This is a genomic window from Alkalibacterium sp. f15 (assembly GCF_049389645.1).
Lineage (GTDB): Bacteria > Bacillota > Bacilli > Lactobacillales > Carnobacteriaceae_A > Alkalibacterium.
Genome location: NZ_CP186540.1, coordinates 1,367,206 through 1,384,740 on the forward strand (window position 1 = coordinate 1,367,206; position 17,535 = coordinate 1,384,740).

20 protein-coding genes are annotated in these 17,535 nt (G+C 41.5%); all 20 read left to right on the forward strand.

Going from position 1 to position 17,535, the window contains the following annotated elements:
- The first annotated feature begins 1 nt into the window (after position 1).
- The 20 genes from secY to ACO1PF_RS06865 all read left to right on the forward strand — a co-directional run bounded on the left by secY (position 2) and on the right by ACO1PF_RS06865 (position 17,183).
- On the forward strand, positions 2–1,300 hold the full coding sequence (secY, locus tag ACO1PF_RS06770; RefSeq protein WP_423188317.1) for a preprotein translocase subunit SecY: 1,299 nt from the start codon (positions 2–4) through the stop codon (positions 1,298–1,300).
- A 119-nt stretch (positions 1,301–1,419) separates the two neighbouring features.
- Positions 1,420–2,064 carry an adenylate kinase gene (locus ACO1PF_RS06775; protein WP_423190519.1) on the forward strand — a complete coding sequence of 215 codons (645 nt, stop codon included), beginning with the start codon at positions 1,420–1,422 and terminating at the stop codon, positions 2,062–2,064.
- Between the two features lie 173 nt (positions 2,065–2,237).
- A complete protein-coding gene (gene infA / locus ACO1PF_RS06780; RefSeq protein WP_071849297.1) occupies positions 2,238–2,456 on the forward strand; it encodes a translation initiation factor IF-1 in 219 nt (72 codons plus the stop codon).
- A gap of 36 nt (positions 2,457–2,492) precedes the next feature.
- Entirely contained in the window at positions 2,493–2,606 is a 114-nt protein-coding gene (gene rpmJ, locus ACO1PF_RS06785; RefSeq protein ID WP_034299928.1) for a 50S ribosomal protein L36, read from the forward strand.
- A 24-nt stretch (positions 2,607–2,630) separates the two neighbouring features.
- Positions 2,631–2,996 (forward strand): 30S ribosomal protein S13, encoded by a 366-nt coding sequence (gene rpsM / locus ACO1PF_RS06790; RefSeq protein WP_423188318.1) that lies wholly within the window; start codon positions 2,631–2,633, stop codon positions 2,994–2,996.
- A gap of 29 nt (positions 2,997–3,025) precedes the next feature.
- Positions 3,026–3,424, forward strand: a complete 399-nt coding sequence (gene rpsK, locus ACO1PF_RS06795; RefSeq protein ID WP_071849299.1) for a 30S ribosomal protein S11 — start codon at positions 3,026–3,028, stop codon at positions 3,422–3,424.
- A gap of 69 nt (positions 3,425–3,493) precedes the next feature.
- On the forward strand, positions 3,494–4,438 hold the full coding sequence (locus ACO1PF_RS06800; protein ID WP_071849300.1) for a DNA-directed RNA polymerase subunit alpha: 945 nt from the start codon (positions 3,494–3,496) through the stop codon (positions 4,436–4,438).
- A 26-nt stretch (positions 4,439–4,464) separates the two neighbouring features.
- Entirely contained in the window at positions 4,465–4,881 is a 417-nt protein-coding gene (gene rplQ, locus ACO1PF_RS06805) for a 50S ribosomal protein L17 (RefSeq protein ID WP_423188319.1), read from the forward strand.
- 374 nt (positions 4,882–5,255) lie between these two features.
- On the forward strand, positions 5,256–6,095 hold the full coding sequence (locus tag ACO1PF_RS06810) for an energy-coupling factor ABC transporter ATP-binding protein (RefSeq protein WP_423188320.1): 840 nt from the start codon (positions 5,256–5,258) through the stop codon (positions 6,093–6,095).
- Positions 6,071–6,946, forward strand: a complete 876-nt coding sequence (locus ACO1PF_RS06815; RefSeq protein ID WP_423188321.1) for an energy-coupling factor ABC transporter ATP-binding protein — start codon at positions 6,071–6,073, stop codon at positions 6,944–6,946. The genes ACO1PF_RS06810 and ACO1PF_RS06815 overlap by 25 nt, the downstream gene beginning before the upstream one ends.
- Complete coding sequence (locus ACO1PF_RS06820; RefSeq protein ID WP_423188322.1) at positions 6,943–7,740, forward strand: energy-coupling factor transporter transmembrane component T family protein; 798 nt, start codon at positions 6,943–6,945, stop codon at positions 7,738–7,740. The genes ACO1PF_RS06815 and ACO1PF_RS06820 overlap by 4 nt, the downstream gene beginning before the upstream one ends.
- Positions 7,741–8,567: 827 nt before the next feature.
- Positions 8,568–9,353: a tRNA pseudouridine(38-40) synthase TruA gene (gene truA / locus ACO1PF_RS06825; protein WP_423188323.1), complete on the forward strand. Its 786-nt coding sequence runs from the start codon at positions 8,568–8,570 to the stop codon at positions 9,351–9,353.
- Between the two features lie 2 nt (positions 9,354–9,355).
- Entirely contained in the window at positions 9,356–10,096 is a 741-nt protein-coding gene (locus tag ACO1PF_RS06830; RefSeq protein WP_423188324.1) for a nucleoside/nucleotide kinase family protein, read from the forward strand.
- A gap of 75 nt (positions 10,097–10,171) precedes the next feature.
- The gene (locus ACO1PF_RS06835) at positions 10,172–10,897 is read left to right on the forward strand and encodes a hypothetical protein (protein WP_423188325.1); all 726 of its coding nucleotides are present in this window, start codon (positions 10,172–10,174) and stop codon (positions 10,895–10,897) included.
- 105 nt (positions 10,898–11,002) lie between these two features.
- A complete protein-coding gene (locus ACO1PF_RS06840; RefSeq protein ID WP_423188326.1) occupies positions 11,003–11,707 on the forward strand; it encodes a response regulator transcription factor in 705 nt (234 codons plus the stop codon).
- Entirely contained in the window at positions 11,688–13,064 is a 1,377-nt protein-coding gene (locus tag ACO1PF_RS06845; RefSeq protein WP_423188327.1) for a sensor histidine kinase, read from the forward strand. The genes ACO1PF_RS06840 and ACO1PF_RS06845 overlap by 20 nt, the downstream gene beginning before the upstream one ends.
- 57 nt (positions 13,065–13,121) lie before the next feature.
- Positions 13,122–13,751, forward strand: a complete 630-nt coding sequence (locus ACO1PF_RS06850; protein WP_423188328.1) for a DUF1541 domain-containing protein — start codon at positions 13,122–13,124, stop codon at positions 13,749–13,751.
- A 488-nt stretch (positions 13,752–14,239) separates the two neighbouring features.
- Positions 14,240–14,857 (forward strand): class I SAM-dependent methyltransferase, encoded by a 618-nt coding sequence (locus ACO1PF_RS06855; protein WP_423188329.1) that lies wholly within the window; start codon positions 14,240–14,242, stop codon positions 14,855–14,857.
- Positions 14,858–15,082: 225 nt separating this feature from the next.
- Positions 15,083–15,427 carry a hypothetical protein gene (locus ACO1PF_RS06860; protein ID WP_423188330.1) on the forward strand — a complete coding sequence of 115 codons (345 nt, stop codon included), beginning with the start codon at positions 15,083–15,085 and terminating at the stop codon, positions 15,425–15,427.
- Positions 15,428–15,698: 271 nt separating this feature from the next.
- Positions 15,699–17,183, forward strand: coding sequence for a multicopper oxidase family protein (locus ACO1PF_RS06865; protein ID WP_423188331.1), 1,485 nt, complete (start codon positions 15,699–15,701; stop codon positions 17,181–17,183).
- The last annotated feature ends 352 nt before the right edge of the window (positions 17,184–17,535 follow it).

Sequence of the window (17,535 nt, forward strand, 5' to 3'; positions counted from 1 at the left end):
GATGATCGAGCTGATTAAAGGTGTTATTAAAGAAAAAGATGTTCGTAGTCGTGTGATGTTCACCCTTGGCATTTTAATTATTTTTCGTTTAGGTACACACCTTACAGTGCCTGGCGTAAATGCAGATTCCTTAGGTGATTTATCAAGTACTGGTTTATTCAACTTATTAGACACTTTTGGTGGTGGTGCCCTTAGCAGTTATTCAGTATTTGCTTTAGGTGTTTCACCTTACATTACGTCTTCTATCGTCATTCAACTATTGCAAATGGACGTCATTCCCAAATTCAAGGAATGGTCTGAGCAAGGTGAAGTCGGTCGTAGAAAGTTAAACCAAGTAACACGCTATTTAACGATTTTCTTAGCATTTTTCCAAGCTATCGGTATTTCTTATGGATTCAATGCATTAACAGGTTTAGGGTTAGTTCGTAATCCGGGACCGACAACATATATTACCATTGCAATCATATTAACAGCAGGAACGATGCTAGTCATGTGGCTAGGTGAGATGATCACTGTTCACGGTTTCGGGAACGGCGTATCGTTCATCATCTTTTCTGGTATTATTGCACGTTTTCCGCAGGACATTGGTCAATTTTATAACACTCAAATTAGAAATGCAGGAGATGAAATCGTTAGTGCCTGGGTACTAGCAAGTACCATCATCATTGTATTCATCTTACTGGTGTTATTGGTCACTTATGTAGAAAACGCTAAACGTAATATACCGGTTCGTTACTCTAAACGTGCAAGCACTTCGAAAGATAGTGCTGTATTGCCATTGAAAGTAAACTCAGCTGGTGTTATTCCAGTTATTTTTGCTAGTTCGTTTCTTATGACGCCACAGATTATTCTTGGGTATTTTGCTCAAGGTAATCAGGACGCGGGATGGTTCCAAGTGTTGAATAGTGTATTCAACCTTCAAGAACCGATGGGTGCTGTCCTTTATACAGTGCTTATTGTCTTGTTTACGTTCTTCTATGCGTTTATTCAGGTCAATCCTGAAAAAGCTGCTGAAAATTTACAAAAACAAAATGGCTATATCCCTAGTATTCGTCCAGGACGAGCAACCGAAGAGTACATTGGTTACATGCTTATACGCTTAAGTACAGTGGGAGCCATTTATTTAGGAACGATTTCATTGCTTCCAATTATTGCTTCTGCTTTATTCAATCTGCCTGGTTCGATTGCATTAGGAGGAACAAGTTTACTCATCGTAGTTGGTGTAGCACTTGACTCTATGCGTCAGCTGGAAGGGTTATTAAGTAAGAAGAATTACCAAGGTTTCATTCAGCAATCTTAAACGGTCATTGACAATTGAATTAAGACGATTTACCCAAATGTCATTGAGACATTAGTGGGTGGATCGATCTTTTTCCAATTATGCTGATGAAATATCTGAACTAAAAAGGAGGAAGCGTGATGAATTTAATCCTATTGGGACTTCCTGGAGCTGGTAAAGGAACGCAAGCATCACTGATATCGGATAAATACAATATCCCACATATTTCAACCGGAGATATGTTTCGTGCAGCTATGAAGAACAAAACGGCTCTCGGTTTAAAAGCAAAAAAGTATATGGATGAAGGCGAACTTGTTCCAGACAGTGTAACAAATGGAATAGTTAAAGAGCGTCTACAACTAGATGATGCAAAAAGAGGATTTTTACTCGATGGATATCCTCGCACATTGAATCAAGCTCAAGCGTTACAGCAGGCTCTATCTTCTTCAAACAGAAGACTGGATCATGTGCTTTACATCAAAGTACCGAAAGGAATTTTGATGGAGCGTTTAACAGGCAGATTCATGTGTTCAAATTGTGGAGCGACCTATCATAAAGTAGCAAATCCACCTAAAGTGGAAGGTACCTGTGATAAATGTGGTTCACATGATTTTTATCAAAGAGAAGACGATAAACCGGAAACGGTCGAAAAGCGCATTAACGTGAATGAAGAGCAAACGGAAAAACTTGCTAAACACTATAGCGACTTTAATCTCGTCAGAGAAATTGACGGCGAACAAAGTCCGAAAAAAGTTTTCCAAGACATTGTGGACCAATTAAACTAAGAAGTCCGATGTTTTATGATGAATCCTTGCAATGATCATGTATGCATGTTATAATAGTACGAGCGTCAAAATGTAAAGATGTATTCAACTATTAGAGCGTAAATTTTGTGAGATGTCATAGTTTCACTCTATTAATGCGTACAAATGTGAGATATCAAAGGAGGAAACCAGGCGTGGTAAAAGACGACGTTATAGAGATTGAAGGAAAAGTCCTAGAAACATTACCTAATGCAATGTTCAAAGTAGAACTTGAGAATGGTCATGAAATTCTAGCACACGTTTCTGGCAAAATCCGTATGAACTACATTCGGATACTGCCTGGGGATAAGGTAACAGTCGAAATGTCTCCGTATGATTTAACACGTGGACGCATTACGTATCGATTTAAATAAGCTTAGGACTCCGAAGAAATCAAGGAGGGACAGTTCATGAAAGTAAGACCATCAGTAAAAAAAATGTGTGATAAGTGTAAAGTGATCCGTCGTAATGGCCGAGTAATGGTTATATGCGAAAATCCTAAACACAAACAACGTCAAGGATAATTTCTAAACAGGAGGTGCATAGACATGGCTCGTATAGCAGGTGTAGATATTCCACGCGACAAACATATCGTCATTTCATTAACTTATATTTATGGAATCGGTAAAACTACAGCAAAAGAAATTTTAGTAGCTGCAGGAGTTCCAGAAGAAACTCGCGTCCGTGAATTAACAAACGATCAACTAGATTCAATCCGTGCTGAAGTAGATAAACGTAAAATTGAAGGAGATCTTCGTCGTGAAGTTAGCCAAAACATTAAACGTTTAATCGAAATAGGATCATACCGTGGCATTCGTCACCGTCGTGGTTTACCAGTACGTGGTCAAAATACTAAAAACAATGCGCGTACGCGTAAAGGCAAAGCAGTCGCTATTGCCGGCAAGAAAAAATAATCACCAAAAGTTAGGAGGTCAATCTACGTATGGCTAAAGTGAAAAGACCCGCTCGCAATCGTAAGCGCAGAGTGAAAAAGAATATTGAACATGGAGTAGCACATATTCGTTCAACATTCAATAATACAATCGTAATGATAACTGATGTACATGGAAATGCAATTTCTTGGTCTTCTGCAGGAGCATTAGGTTTTAGAGGTTCTCGTAAATCTACTCCCTTTGCTGCTCAAATGGCTGCTGAAGCTGCTGCAAAAGGCGGCATGGAAAACGGCATGAAATCAATCGAGGTTTGTGTAAAAGGACCTGGATCTGGTCGAGAAGCTGCAATCCGTTCATTGCAAGCAACAGGATTAGAAGTCACTGCAATTCGTGACGTAACACCGGTACCACATAACGGTTGCCGTCCTCCAAAACGTCGTCGTGTATAATAAAATATACTAATGGTGTCGTTTTTGGGATAGCGTTAATTAACGTTTTGAAAGGGGTAAACGGATTATATGATCGAAATTGAAAAACCGGTAATAGAAACAGTTGAGATCAGTGAAGATGGGAAATTTGGTAAGTTTGTCGTAGAACCGCTAGAGCGAGGATACGGTACAACATTAGGTAATTCCTTACGCCGCATCTTATTGTCATCTTTGCCAGGTGCTGCCGTCACAACTTTACAAATCGATGGTGTTTTACATGAATTCACTGCAATCGATGGTGTTGTTGAAGACGTCACTGCCATCATTTTAAACTTGAAGAAACTTGCACTTAAGTTGTATTCTGAAGAAACAAAAACCATTGAAATAGATATCGAAGGGCCCGCAACTGTAACAGCTGCAGACGTTATTTTCGACAGCGATGTTGAAATAATGAACCCGGATCTCTATATTTGTACAGTCTCTGAAGGTGGACACTTGCATGCTCGCATGGAAGCGCACAAAGGCAGAGGATATGTACGTGCTGAACACAACAAACACGATGATATGCCGATAGGTGTATTACCGGTTGATTCGATATATACCCCAATTAGCCGCGTAAATTACCATGTCGAAAATACACGTGTTGGAGAAAAAGAACAATATGACAAGTTAACTCTTGACGTCTGGACAGACGGATCGATTTCTCCAGAAGATGGTGTCAGTCTGGCTGCTAAAATCATGACTGAACATTTAAATATTTTTGTTAACTTAACAGAAGAAGCTCGTGAAGCAGAGATTATGGTCGAAAAAGAAGAAACACAAATGGAAAAAATGTTGGAGATGACCATCGAAGAGTTGGATCTATCTGTGCGTTCTTATAACTGCTTGAAACGAGCTGGCATCAACACTGTTCAGGAATTAACAAATAAAACAGAACCAGAAATGATGAAAGTCCGTAACTTAGGGCGTAAATCGCTGGAAGAAGTAAAATTAAAACTTGGCGAGCTAGATTTAGGCTTACGCGAAGAAGAATAATTTGTGTTTAAGGAGGATTTCAACCAATGGGTTATCGTAAATTAGGACGTACTAGCTCTCAACGTAAAGCAATGCTTCGTGATTTAACATCTGATTTGTTTATCAACGAACGTATTGTGACTACTGTGACTCGTGCCAAAGAAGTATCTAAAATGGCAGATAGAATGATCACATTAGGCAAACGTGGAGACTTGCACGCACGTCGTCAAGCTGCCGCTTTTGTTCGTAACGAATTAGCAACTGTATCAGAAACTGAAGACGAAATCGTAGTACAATCAGTATTGCAAAAATTATTCAACGATTTAGGCCCTCGTTTTGCAGAACGCAATGGAGGATATACTCGTGTATTGAAAATGGGACCTCGTCGTGGTGACGGTGCTCCAATGGCTGTTTTGGAATTAGTAGAAAAAACAGCAGTTTCAAGCGATGTAGACGCTGAATAATTAAAGTTTAATAAACTATAACCAAATCACTTTTGGATGTATGATGAGCGTTATGATGATGGAAGGAACTATTTTCCAAGTGTCTAGCTCAGTTTCTCCTGGGGACATCCTCAGGAGAAACGCCATATATCGTGAAGTGTTTTTTTATTATCATTAATAAACCATACATAAGCAACTGCTCGATCTTAAATCCTAACATTTCATACTCGCTTTTATGTTCGAAAATTTATTATTTAAAAGGTATTCAAACGTTTTCGCTATTGTTATACTTGGGTGTTTTTGGTAATCTTGTACTGTTGAGTAACTGTCAAGACACCTTGACAATTACGTTGAAATTAAAGGTTCGTGACCGAATAAAAAAGTTGAGGTAAATCATGACTGAAATTATACGTTTAAAAAATATATCTTACAAGTATACTGATGAAGATCTACGTCCTGCCTTACAGGATGTTTCTTTTTCGATCAATAAAGGTGAATGGGTAGCTATTATCGGTCCAAACGGATCTGGTAAATCGACGTTAGCCAAGACTATTAACGGCCTAATTGAACCAGATAGTGGTGAAGTTGAGGTTGGGGGACTAATGCTTAACGAGAAGAATGTCTGGTCTATCCGCGAAATGGTCGGGATGGTGTTTCAAAACCCGGATAACCAGTTCGTTGGGTCGACGGTTCAGGACGATGTCGCTTTTGGATTGGAAAACTTAGGCGTCCCACGTGATGACATGATCGAACGCGTGAGAAATGCATTGGAGAAAGTAAACATGCTTGAGTTTGCCGAAAGAGAACCGGCGAGACTTTCAGGCGGTCAGAAACAGCGTGTTGCCATAGCGGGGATCGTTGCTCTGCGTCCGGCTATCATGATCTTGGACGAAGCAACAAGTATGCTCGATCCACAAGGCAGGGAAGAAGTGTTGCGTACCGTCAAGGAAGTCAAAGAACGGGAAAACTTGTCTGTTCTATCGATTACCCACGATATCGATGAAGCGGCGGAAGCTAACCGCATCCTTGTCATGAGAGACGGGAAAATGATTCAGGAAGGCTCACCGGAAACTATCTTTTCCTTTGGGGAAAAATTAGTTGAAATGGGTCTGGATCTACCGTTCCCAGAGCGCTTGAAAGCATCACTAAAAGAACAGGGTCTAGACGTCCCTCAGGATTATTTGACAGAAGAAGGGATGGTGGACTGGTTATGGACATCGGTTTCCAAGATGTAGGCTATACTTATCAGAAAGGGACACCATTTGAAAGTAAAGCCATTTATGACATTAATCTTTCCATTAAAAACGGCTCGTTCACTGCCATCGTTGGTCACACGGGCAGTGGGAAATCAACGGTATTGCAGCATTTAAATGCCTTGAAAAAACCCACTGAAGGTGTTGTCACGATCGGTGACCGTGTGATCACGCGTATGTCAGAAAATAAAGGCCTTAAATCTCTGCGTAAAAAGGTGGGGATCGTCTTTCAGTTTCCAGAAGCCCAGTTGTTTGAAGAAACAGTCGGCAAAGATATTGCTTTTGGCCCTAAAAACTTTGGTATGACTGAAAAAGAAGGGCTCGAAAAAGCCAGAGAACTTTTACCTATAGTTGGATTGGACGAAACATTCTTGGAACGTTCTCCTTTTGACTTGTCTGGTGGACAAATGAGACGGGTCGCTATTGCCGGCGTGTTGGCGATGGAACCAGAAGTACTGGTTCTAGACGAACCTACGGCCGGTCTAGATCCTCAGGGTCGTAAAGAAATAATGGACATGTTCCACAGTTTATATAAAAATAAAGGTTTGACCATCGTTTTAGTCACGCACCAGATGGATGACGTGGCAGCGTACGCGGATCATATGATCGTTCTTGGAGGTGGGACCGTTATGAAAGAAGGACACCCAAGAGACATTTTCAAGGAAGCTGGCTGGCTGGCTAGTATGCAGCTCGGTGTCCCCTCGACAGTGAGGTTCGCGCATGAACTGGAAGAGAAATTCGAGTGGACGTTCGATCCGCTACCGCTAACGACTGATGAATTAGCCAGACAAATAAAAGAGAAGCTCAGCAGTAAGGGCGGTGAACGCTTATGATGGATAAACTGATTTTTGGACGTTATATCCCAGGCGATTCACTGATCCATCGACTGGATCCTAGAACTAAATTGATAGGTGCAATCTCGTTTATCATTATAATTTTCCTGGCAAATAACTGGATCTCTTACTTAGCTTTAATCGTTTTTGTATTAACGGCGGTCAAGCTTTCTGGCATCAATCCAAAATTCTTTATCAATGGTGTGAAGCCGCTTATTTGGCTGATTCTGTTCACGGTCATTCTTCAAATCTTGTTTACGAGTGGACAGACCATCTGGTTCAGATTCGGCCCGATCATTATTTCTCAAGAAGGCTTGCTGAACGGCGTCTATATCTTCTTCCGTTTTGTACTGATTATTTTCATGTCGACCATCTTGACCTTAACGACGATGCCTTTATCTTTAACGGATGCGATAGAGTTCCTGTTACGTCCACTTAATGCTGTCAAAGTTCCTGTTCACGAAATCGCGTTGATGTTATCGATTGCCTTGCGTTTCGTGCCGACATTAATGGATGAAACTGAAAAAATCATGAATGCTCAGCGCGCACGTGGTATCGATTTCGGTGAAGGCAATATCTACGAACAGATGAAATCTATTGTCCCGTTGCTGATCCCGCTGTTCGTCAGCTCCTTTAACCGGGCGGAAGAATTGGCCACAGCGATGGAAGCCCGCGGATACAAGGGCGGCGAAGGCCGAACAAAATATCGTCAGTTGTCCTGGGAAACCAGAGACACATCGGTAATTGTTGCTTTCGGTGTCCTTTCCGTTGTATTATTCTTATTAAGAACATAAGCAGAAGGATAAAGATGAGAATCTTTATCCTTTTTCCTTTATATTGAAAGAAGAGATACTCGTCTAAGGACGAGTATCTACATCATAAAAGGCGTGTTAAGTGTTATAGTAAATTGTTAAGTACCGATCAGCTTCACTCGTGCAGAAGAAAGACTTGGGTAATATCAATAGGTTCTTGTTTAGGCGTACTCGCCTAAACATTCAGCTTGAGTAAGGCTAAGAAGTGGCAAGTTCGGCATACTCAGGGAGAAACCGGCTTGAGCGAGGCTGAGTATGGCGAAGTTCGACGTACTCAGGGAGAAACCCCGTTTGAGTGAGGCCAAGTAGAGCTAAGTTCGGCATACTCAGTGAGAAACCCGTTTGAGTGAGGCTAAGAAGTGGCAAGTTCGGCATACTCAGGGAGAAACCGGCTTGAGCGAGGCCAAGTAGAGCTAAGTTCGGCATACTCAGGGAGAAACCCGTTTGAGTGAGGCTAAGCAGAGCTAAGTTCGGTATACTCAGAGAGAAACCCGTTTGAGTGAGGCTAAGTATGGCGAAGTTCGACGAACTCAGGGAGAAACCCGTTTGAGTGAGGTTAAGCAGAGCTAAGTTCGGCGTACTCAGAGAGAAACCCGTTTGAGTGAGGCTAAGAAGTGGCAAGTTCGGCATACTCAGGGAGAAACCAGCTTGAGTGGTGCTATGAAGTACCAATTGGGCATAATCAAGAACAAAGAGTACTGACTAGGGCTGATAAGGTCAGGATCAGGCACGAGCCTAATCCTACCTATCTCAAATAACATAAAGCAGCATTAAAAGAAGACTTGTGCAACATGAAAAGGAAGATAAAAATGACAGGTTTGAGATATAAAGCAAGAATCGTATACGATGGCACACACTTTTCCGGTTTCCAGGTACAGCCTGATATGCGGACTGTTCAAGGAGACTTGGAAAAGGCCGTGACCAAGCTGGCCAAAGGACGAGAAGTACGTGTGCACGGAGCAGGCCGTACGGATGCCGGTGTTCACGCGAAAGGCCAGATCGTTCATTTCGATTTTCCGTTCGAGATTGATACGGACGGCTTGATGATTGGGATGAATTCAGTAACAACTTCTGAAATAACTGTTTTGGACGTTGCACGCGTAGAAGACACCTTTCACGCACGTTATCTGGCCAAAGGGAAGAAATATACATACCGTGTCGACAATAACCAGTTTCGTGATCCCTTCTTGAGATATTACAGTCATTACCACCGGTATCCGATGAATAGAGAAAAAGTAGAAAAAGCACTGGCGCAGCTTGTCGGCGCACATGACTTCACGAGTTTTGCCTCCACGCATTCTGACAAGGAGAACAAAGTGCGTACCCTCTATCAGGCTTCGGTGGAAGTGAATGACGACACGAATGAGTGGATCTTTACGTTTGTCGGGAACGGCTTTTTATATAATATGATTCGGATCCTGATGGGGACGCTTCTGGAAGTCGCTGACGGCAGACGCGAACCGGAAGAGATTCAGAACATCATTGCTGCAGAAAATCGTGAAGCTGCCGGAATGACCTTGTCGTCAGTTGGGTTATGTATGGAAGAAGTATACTATGAAACGAAAGATATTCCCGGATACAATAAGGAGGAATAGTGATGATTCATACGCAGTATAAAGTGACCGGTCATCTGATCGATGTGACGTATACAGAAAAAGAAGTCAATGAGATCTTCAAACCCTTACTTGAAAAACTTGTTATGTTCAGGAAAGAAAAGAACGCGCGTGTGATCGTGTATTTAGCTGCACCTCCCGGGGCCGGCAAGACGATCTTATCTTTATTCCTGGAAGACCTATACAAGGAACAGGGATACCCGTATACGTTCCAGTCGATCGCGATGGACGGGTTTCATCACGACAATGACTACTTGAATCAGCACACGGTCATTAGAAACGGCAGAGAAGACCTTTTAAAGAAATACAAAGGAATACCCGAATCATTCAATCTAACCGCGCTGAAGGAGAAAATCGAAGCTCTCACACAACATCAGCATGTCAACTGGCCAACCTATGATCGGGCGTTACATGATGTCTCGAAAGAAACAATCTCGGTGAATGCCGATATCGTGCTGATCGAAGGGAATTATTTGCTTCTGGAAAAAGAGGGTTGGAATGAACTGACAGAGTACTGTGATTACACCTTATTCATTCAAACCGGTCTCTCGAATATAGAGGACCGATTGATCGACAGAAAACAATTGGGTGGGGCTACTCCAGCAGAAGCGGTGAACCATTACGAGCAAACCGACAAAATCAATGCTGAACTGGTTTTATCACATTCCGCCAAGGCGGATTTGACCCTGGAACTAACCAGCGACGGTCAGTTGAAAGAAATTTGAATTTAAAATTCGAATCCATTATTTCTCCACAACTACCTTTTATACTTTGATTAAGAAGTAAAGGAGGAATTCAAAATGATGAACAAAAAAGTAACTATATTAACAGTAGGTGTATTGGGATTAGGGGGTTTGGCCGCTTTAAACACTGATTTTGCAGCTGCTGAAGAAAATACAGTGGATGCTTCAGCAGAGGAGTCAGGTGTGTTTGGTTGGATGCAAGAGCGCATGGGTCAAGGGTTCCAGGGATTTAACAGGGGCGAAAATGCAGACGGAGAATTCCAGCCTGGATCTGGACCATTTAACCGTTCAGGTCAAGGACATATGGGCCAAGGCATGCATGGCGGTAGCGTTCCGGGCAATGGCTACGGCCATGGTCACGGAGCACAACAGTTCCAAGATGACGAATGGCTAGAAGAACGTGAAGCATTCAGAGAAGAGCAATTCGAAAATTTTGACCCAGATATGAATGAAGAAGAATTTGCAGCGTGGTTTGAAGAACATGACGCATTGAGAAGCGAGCGTTTTGGAGCGATGCATCCAGAGTGGGATGAAGAGTCGTTTGAAGAACGCGAGGCATTCAGAAAAGAACAGTTCAAGAACTTCGATCCAGATATGAGTGAAGAAGAACTTGAAGCATGGTTTGAAGAACACGACGCATTGAGAAGCGAGCATTTTGGAGCGATGCATCCGGAATGGGATGAAGAAACACTGAAAGAGCGCGATGAACTGAGAGAAGAACGTGAATCCTTCAGAAACGAACGCCGCCAAAACAATCGTCCATTCGAGGATTCAGAAGAATAAAAGAAACCAACAAAATGACCTTTCCAGGAAGGTCATTTTTGGTAAATCAGCTCATCAGTGGTAGTATAATTTTAGAGAAAATTTATAACGATTTGAGGTGAGCCTATGCATGTATTAATTGTCGATGATGAACAGTCGATATTGGATATCATTGAAGCCTATTTGAATACGAAAAATTATCGCGTAAGTCGGGCTGAAACAGGTCAGCAGGCACTCCAGATCGTTGAGAATGAAGATATCGATTTCATTATTCTAGACATCATGCTGCCTGATTTATCAGGATGGGAAGTCTGCCAGCAGGTCAGAGAGACATCTGCGGTGCCCATCATACTGCTTACTGCCAAATCAACGGAACAAGATGTGCTGAAAGGACTGAACATGGGGGCGGATGATTATATCAAAAAACCCTTCAGTCCCAAAGAGTTGATTGCACGCATGGAAGCTGTCTACAGGCGGTCAGGTTTTTCAAGAGAAAACGAAACCAGATGGTCCTTTAATCAGAACCGTTTGATTGTTTATCCTGAACGTCTGGAAGTCGAAGCGGACGATAGAGTTATCAACTTGACGCATACTGAATTTCAACTGCTTAAACTGATGGCTGAATATCCCCAACAGGCTTTTTCGCGCGAACACTTACTGGAATCAGTGAAGGGGCTGGAAGCATCAGCGATGGACCGCGTGATTGACTCGCATATCAAAAATCTAAGAGCAAAGATTGAAGCTGATCCGAAAGAACCAATGTTTATTTTGACGGTCCACGGTGTCGGTTATCGGTTTGGAGGTAAAAAAGATGAAGACCACACTATTTAGAAAGCTGTTTATACTGTTTCTAACTGGAGGTGCGCTTTTCATCTTTTTATTCAGCTTTCTAACGTTTCAACTCACGGAAAATCAGTTTGATCATTACCTCAGTGACCGATTCGTGCAGTCACGCGAGACGCTTGTCGACCAGCTGGAAGAAAGCTACGTCGAATACGGTGAGTGGAACACGGATGCGCTGGCGGGCATCAACTGGACTGGGATGCAGTCTCAAATCATGTTTACGATCGTTACCCCTTCAGGAGAAGAAATCGTGCCTGAAGTAGGGATGATGTCAGATGGTCGCCGCATGATGCACGGAAATGGTAATGCGATGCTGGAGACGGACGGAGATATCCTGACGGAAACGATAGATTTATATGCGGATGAAATACCTATTGGGACAGCAGAGTTGCAGTACCCCGGTGTACCGAATTATTCCAATCATGAACAGCAGTTTATTAGCGATATGCTTAACATGCTTGCCATTATCGCTGTTGTTTCGATCATCGCAGCAGCGGTAGCCGCCTATTTGCTGTCCAAACGTTTGAGTAAGCCGATCATAGAAACAAGCGATTTGACGGAAGCCATTGCTGAAGGGGATTATAGCAGGCGACTTGAGTACCCTGAACCGATAGAAGAACTGAATAAACTGCAGACCAATGTCAATACGCTTGCGGATCAGTTAGCCATGCAGCAGACGATGCGGAATCAGCTCGTTTCTGATCTGGCTCATGAAGTCCGAACTCCTTTGACCACCTTGCAGGGAAACATTGAAGCCATGATGGATGGCGTCTGGCCGATGACCACAGAGCGGCTCTCCCTGATCGGATTGGAAGTGAAACGCTTATCGCAGCTGATTGAAAAGATCGATCATATCGATGATGTCCAGTATCAGCACAATGAGCTGAAACTTGAGACATTTGACCTGACCAAGCGTGTCGGTAAAATCGCAACGATTTATGAGCAGCGGGCGATGGAGAAAGATATTGAGTTGACTGTAAACGGACACCCTCTTCGGATCGAAGCGGATATCAGCCAGATCAGTCAGGTCATCACCAATCTCATTACGAACGCGATCAAGTTCACGCCTGAAAAAGGGGAAATCACGGTTGACGTGAAAGCAGTGGATGGATTTTGTCATCTGTCCGTTTCAGATACCGGTAAAGGCATAAGCAAAGAGAACCAGCAACAGATCTTTAATCGTTTTTATCAGGTTGAGCCTTCAAGAAATACCAAGATCGAGGGTCAGGGACTCGGACTGGCAGTCGTTAAAAGTATCATAGATGCCCATCACGGTAAAATCAAAGTCGAGAGTGATGAAGGAAAAGGCTCCGTGTTCACGGTAATCCTTCCTATAAAACAATAAAACATACAGGGAAATATAATTTAAAATAAATAAAAAAAGAAAGTAGTGGAAATTAGAATGAAAAAATTAATATTATTAGGATTAAGTACAACGTTTATCTTGATGGGGTGTACAGATACCAGCGATACCACTGAGACAAATGATTCGAATACAGAGATGAATGTTGCCGAAGAGGATGCTAACCAAGATGAAATGACTGAAATGGACGAAATGGACGAAAATGACGAAATCGACGAAATGGATGAAATGGCAGAAATGGACCATGACGGAGAAATCCCAACCGATTTGAAAAAAGCGGAAGAGCCTGCATTCCCTGAAGGAAGCACGGCCATCATTACGGCGGCACACATGCCAGGAATGGAAGGGGCAGAAGCTACGATAGTGGGCGCATTCGACACAACCGTTTATGAAGTAAGTTATACGCCGACTACAGGTGAAGAAAGAGTGACCAATCACCGTTGGGTCATACAGGAAGACTTGGAAGAGGGAACAGATGTAGCCGAGGCTGGCGATGAAGTAGTTCTGGATGCCGAACATATGGCAGGTATGCAAGGGGCTACTGCCATAGTTGAAGAAGTTTATAATGGAACTATTTACGCTGTCGATTATGATGCGACTACAGATGGCGAAAGAGTAACCAATCATATGTGGATGACTGAGGACGAATTGGAAGCTCCGGAAGAGTAATCAGTTTAACTTTCTCCTTCCAGTAAATTTTGAAAATAGAATATGTAACGACCTCAAATGATAGAGTGTAATCTACCTTTTGAGGTCGTTTTTTATTAATGAAATAATTATATGTGCTGGACGAATGGCTATGTTTTGGAATACATTTTTTTCTAAAGGTATATCCACCGGAGAGACACTTAATGGTTTAAAGCGCATATCAGAGTGATAATTGCGAAGATATAAAACATTTGACAATCAACGTTTACAAATGTAAGCTTAATGCGTAACATAAGATTACGCATGTAAACGATAAGTCGAAAGATGACTATAAAAGCATTTCACTCTCATATAATAGACGCTGAACGAGAAGACATAGGACTCAAAATTGATATCATAAGCAGACACTACCTTTAGGGTCAATCTTAAAGAGTGTATTTGCTTGGGTATGAATTTTATAGAATCAAAAACTAACAACCATCGTATTCAATTACTAAGGGGAGCTTGATATGAGACAAAAATCAACTAGCAAGATCAAGAACCGGTACAATCGGATTTCAGGGGTATATGATTCGATGGATAAGATGATAAAGGATAGCTGGAGACAAGATCTACTGAAAAATGTATCAGGGAAGGTCCTGGAAGTAGGTATCGGGACTGGTGCAAATTTGCCGTTTTACCCTCCAGAAGTTCATCTGACTGGTATAGATTTCAGTCCGGGAATGCTTAAGAAGGCGGAAGAAAAAATGGCAGCTCTTGATTTACCTTATCAAGTCAGTCTAATTGAGATGAATGCACAGGAGATGGACTTTCCTGATAATACCTTTGATTATGTCGTGGCCACTTGTGTATTTTGTTCCGTACCCGATCCTGTAAAAGGACTACAAGAAATCAGCAGGGTCTGCAAACCCGATGGTAAAATTATTATGTTGGAACATATGAGAAGCGAAAATGCAGTGGTCGGAAAAATGATGGACATTATTAATCCTGTAACGGTTAATACATGGGGAGCAAATATCAACCGTAGAACACTGGAAAACATCAACAAAGCAGGCTTGTCTATTGAAGAAAAAGAAGATTTAGTTTTCACGATTTTCAGAAAATTGAAAATCAAACCTAATAAATAAGAAATAATAGACAAATCAAGATAATATGTCTGCAGAAGGTTCAAACTGATCCACTCTTTTACCAGAATAAAAGCTTGTCTAAAGGTAGATCGAGGAACTCGAGAAGTAATAGTTTGTAAAATGTATCCAATAAATCATTCCAATAATAAAAATCCATAAAATATCCATAACTAAAAGGTATTATTCAATTATAAAGAAAAGATAAAAAAAGGAGATTGATTAGAAATGAATTTATTTAGTGGAGTTTTATCAGGCGTTTTAGCGGTTACCGGTGGATTAGGAATATCTCAGATTGCGGAAGAAGATACTTCAAATCAAGATTCAGTAATCCAAGAGCAAGCCATTGGTGTTAACCAAAGATCAGAGATGATGGATGCAGACGGATTTGAAGATATGGAGCTGGTTATGGAAAATGGCGTAGTCAACTTTGGACAAATGAAATCGTATATAAGTGAAATGCATCCCGATTTAAACAATCAGCAACTCAGAGAACATTACAAAGGAATGCATGGGACAGGTGGCTCTTCTCGAAGCAGTAACTATAGAGGAATGGGCGGCATGCATCAATAAAAATACGGCAGTTCAGATAGACTCAGACGATTATTTTGAATCCCGTTAAGTAAACGATAGACTTGAATGAATTTAACTAAAAGCTAATTTCTTGACGATTTCATTCTAAGTATTATCATAATAGAATAGTGAACAATATCTATTGTCGATAAAAGAGGAAAGATTAAAAAGCCGTATGATGCATTTCAGCGGCTTTTTAAGTATATATAGAAAACCTAAGAAGTAGATGAGGATAGTGATCAGGTGGATGAGTATTTTGGAGGGGAGACAAATGAAAGTTAAATATATAATTACCTTTATACTAATGTTAGTCTCTATTATTATTCTTTCGGGATGTGAACAGACTGATGAAACAAGCGATACATCTGTGGAAGAGGGCATCAGTATCCTTGATATTCCAGATCCTGAGAAAAGCGGTAATGTAAAAGAGTTCGACATTGTTGCCAAAGAATCAGAGTGGGACTTTGGTGGCAACACAGTGGCGAATGTCTGGACCTATAATGGGACTGTACCAGGAGAAGAAATTCGGGTTCAGGAAGGTGATCTTGTTCGAGTTCATTTGAAAAATGAACTCAGCGAACCAGTTACCATCCATTTTCATGGTGTAACCTTACCCAATAAAATGGATGGCGTTGCAGGGGTCACACAAGACGGCGTGCAGCCTGGCGATATTTTCACGTATGAATTCTCAGCAGATAATCCCGGAACATATTGGTATCACTCGCATCAAAACAGTGCTGAACAAGTGGATAAGGGATTATATGGAGCCTTTATCGTTGAACCCAACAATAAGGTGTATGATTCTGAATACACGCTTATACTTGATGAATGGAATATGGGACGGAATAGTTCAGGTGGGATGATGGGCGGAATGATGGGGGGATCCAGCGGCGAAAGGGACACGGACATGTTGTATGGCACCTATACCGTGAATGGTAAAATAGGGCAATATATCGAACCGATTGAAGTCTATGAAGGTGAAGTGATCCGATTGAGATTTGTTAATGCCGGCTATCGCAAACATCTGCTAAGATTTAATGGAGAACCGTATCGTGTGGTCGAGATCGACGGCAACCCTATCTACAACACAAATTATGGCTCGGGTCCTTTAGAAATAACGCCTTCTGAACGTATTGATATAGAAATCAAGATCGATAATACAGCAGAATGGCAAATAGAAAGTGTAGTTAACACTGAAGCTGCTGAAGATATGGTAATAAATGTATTACCCAAAAAAGCGGATGATGATCAGAAAGAAACGGTAGAGATCGGTGAAGAAGAGTCAGAAAATGGATCGGTATATATGGATCCGATTTTTGAAGAGATACCAACCCCTGATATCGAATATGATATGTTTTTAGGTGCCGGTATGGGAATGGGCATGGGCAATAGCACATTTACAATCAATGACGAAGTTTTCCCTGATACAGAGTCGATCGAAGTTGAAGAGGATGATATCATCAAGGCAACATTAATTAATGAGAGTCAGTTCGACCATCCAATGCACTTGCATGGTCACTATTTTCAAATCATAGCAATAAATGGCGAGAAATTAGATAACCCCATAGTCAAAGACATGATCAACGTCGAACCGGGAGAGTTCATTGAAATCATGTTCCAGGCGGATAATCCGGGGGCGTGGGCATTCCATTGCCATGACCTTAACCATTCAGCTGGTGGGATGATGACGCTAGTGGAATATCAAGGTTACTACTCGCCTTTTGATATTCATGAACGTGAAAATCAGCCTGAGTGATCAGTCATTAAAGAATAGGTTCTTTAAAACAAATGAAAAAGTCTATATATGACGTCAGCGAGATACGAGATGGACAACGTTAAGCATATGATTATTTTAACAAGCCTTTAAAACTGCTGCCGTTAGTGATTTCAAATTCACTAACGGCAGCAGTTTTTCAAATTTCACAAATAAGCAATTGGTTCTGCAAGCGATGAAGACATCCAGCTCCATATCTTCTCCATAATTCTGTTATATACTATTTTTATAGAATAACAGGAGGATGAATGGAAATGAAAAAAACATAAAATAATAGGTTCTTTGTTTTTTACATAATGATTATTAAATGAATTGATCATTTAGCTCGATCTTC

Excerpts from the sequence above, each read along its gene's own strand:
- ACO1PF_RS06815 (WP_423188321.1), top strand. The coding sequence starts at position 6,071 with ATGGACATCGGTTTCCAAGATGTAGGCTATACTTATCAGAAAGGGACA.
- ACO1PF_RS06840 (WP_423188326.1), top strand. The coding sequence starts at position 11,003 with ATGCATGTATTAATTGTCGATGATGAACAGTCGATATTGGATATCATT.
- rpsK (WP_071849299.1), top strand. The coding sequence starts at position 3,026 with ATGGCTAAAGTGAAAAGACCCGCTCGCAATCGTAAGCGCAGAGTGAAA.
- ACO1PF_RS06810 (WP_423188320.1), top strand. The coding sequence starts at position 5,256 with ATGACTGAAATTATACGTTTAAAAAATATATCTTACAAGTATACTGAT.
- ACO1PF_RS06860 (WP_423188330.1), top strand. The coding sequence starts at position 15,083 with ATGAATTTATTTAGTGGAGTTTTATCAGGCGTTTTAGCGGTTACCGGT.
- ACO1PF_RS06835 (WP_423188325.1), top strand. The coding sequence starts at position 10,172 with ATGATGAACAAAAAAGTAACTATATTAACAGTAGGTGTATTGGGATTA.
- ACO1PF_RS06845 (WP_423188327.1), top strand. The coding sequence starts at position 11,688 with ATGAAGACCACACTATTTAGAAAGCTGTTTATACTGTTTCTAACTGGA.
- ACO1PF_RS06820 (WP_423188322.1), top strand. The coding sequence starts at position 6,943 with ATGATGGATAAACTGATTTTTGGACGTTATATCCCAGGCGATTCACTG.
- ACO1PF_RS06865 (WP_423188331.1), top strand. The coding sequence starts at position 15,699 with ATGAAAGTTAAATATATAATTACCTTTATACTAATGTTAGTCTCTATT.
- rpsM (WP_423188318.1), top strand. The coding sequence starts at position 2,631 with ATGGCTCGTATAGCAGGTGTAGATATTCCACGCGACAAACATATCGTC.
- ACO1PF_RS06775 (WP_423190519.1), top strand. The coding sequence starts at position 1,420 with ATGAATTTAATCCTATTGGGACTTCCTGGAGCTGGTAAAGGAACGCAA.
- ACO1PF_RS06830 (WP_423188324.1), top strand. The coding sequence starts at position 9,356 with ATGATTCATACGCAGTATAAAGTGACCGGTCATCTGATCGATGTGACG.
- rpmJ (WP_034299928.1), top strand. The coding sequence starts at position 2,493 with ATGAAAGTAAGACCATCAGTAAAAAAAATGTGTGATAAGTGTAAAGTG.
- rplQ (WP_423188319.1), top strand. The coding sequence starts at position 4,465 with ATGGGTTATCGTAAATTAGGACGTACTAGCTCTCAACGTAAAGCAATG.
- ACO1PF_RS06855 (WP_423188329.1), top strand. The coding sequence starts at position 14,240 with ATGAGACAAAAATCAACTAGCAAGATCAAGAACCGGTACAATCGGATT.
- ACO1PF_RS06800 (WP_071849300.1), top strand. The coding sequence starts at position 3,494 with ATGATCGAAATTGAAAAACCGGTAATAGAAACAGTTGAGATCAGTGAA.
- ACO1PF_RS06850 (WP_423188328.1), top strand. The coding sequence starts at position 13,122 with ATGAAAAAATTAATATTATTAGGATTAAGTACAACGTTTATCTTGATG.
- secY (WP_423188317.1), top strand. The coding sequence starts at position 2 with ATGATCGAGCTGATTAAAGGTGTTATTAAAGAAAAAGATGTTCGTAGT.
- truA (WP_423188323.1), top strand. The coding sequence starts at position 8,568 with ATGACAGGTTTGAGATATAAAGCAAGAATCGTATACGATGGCACACAC.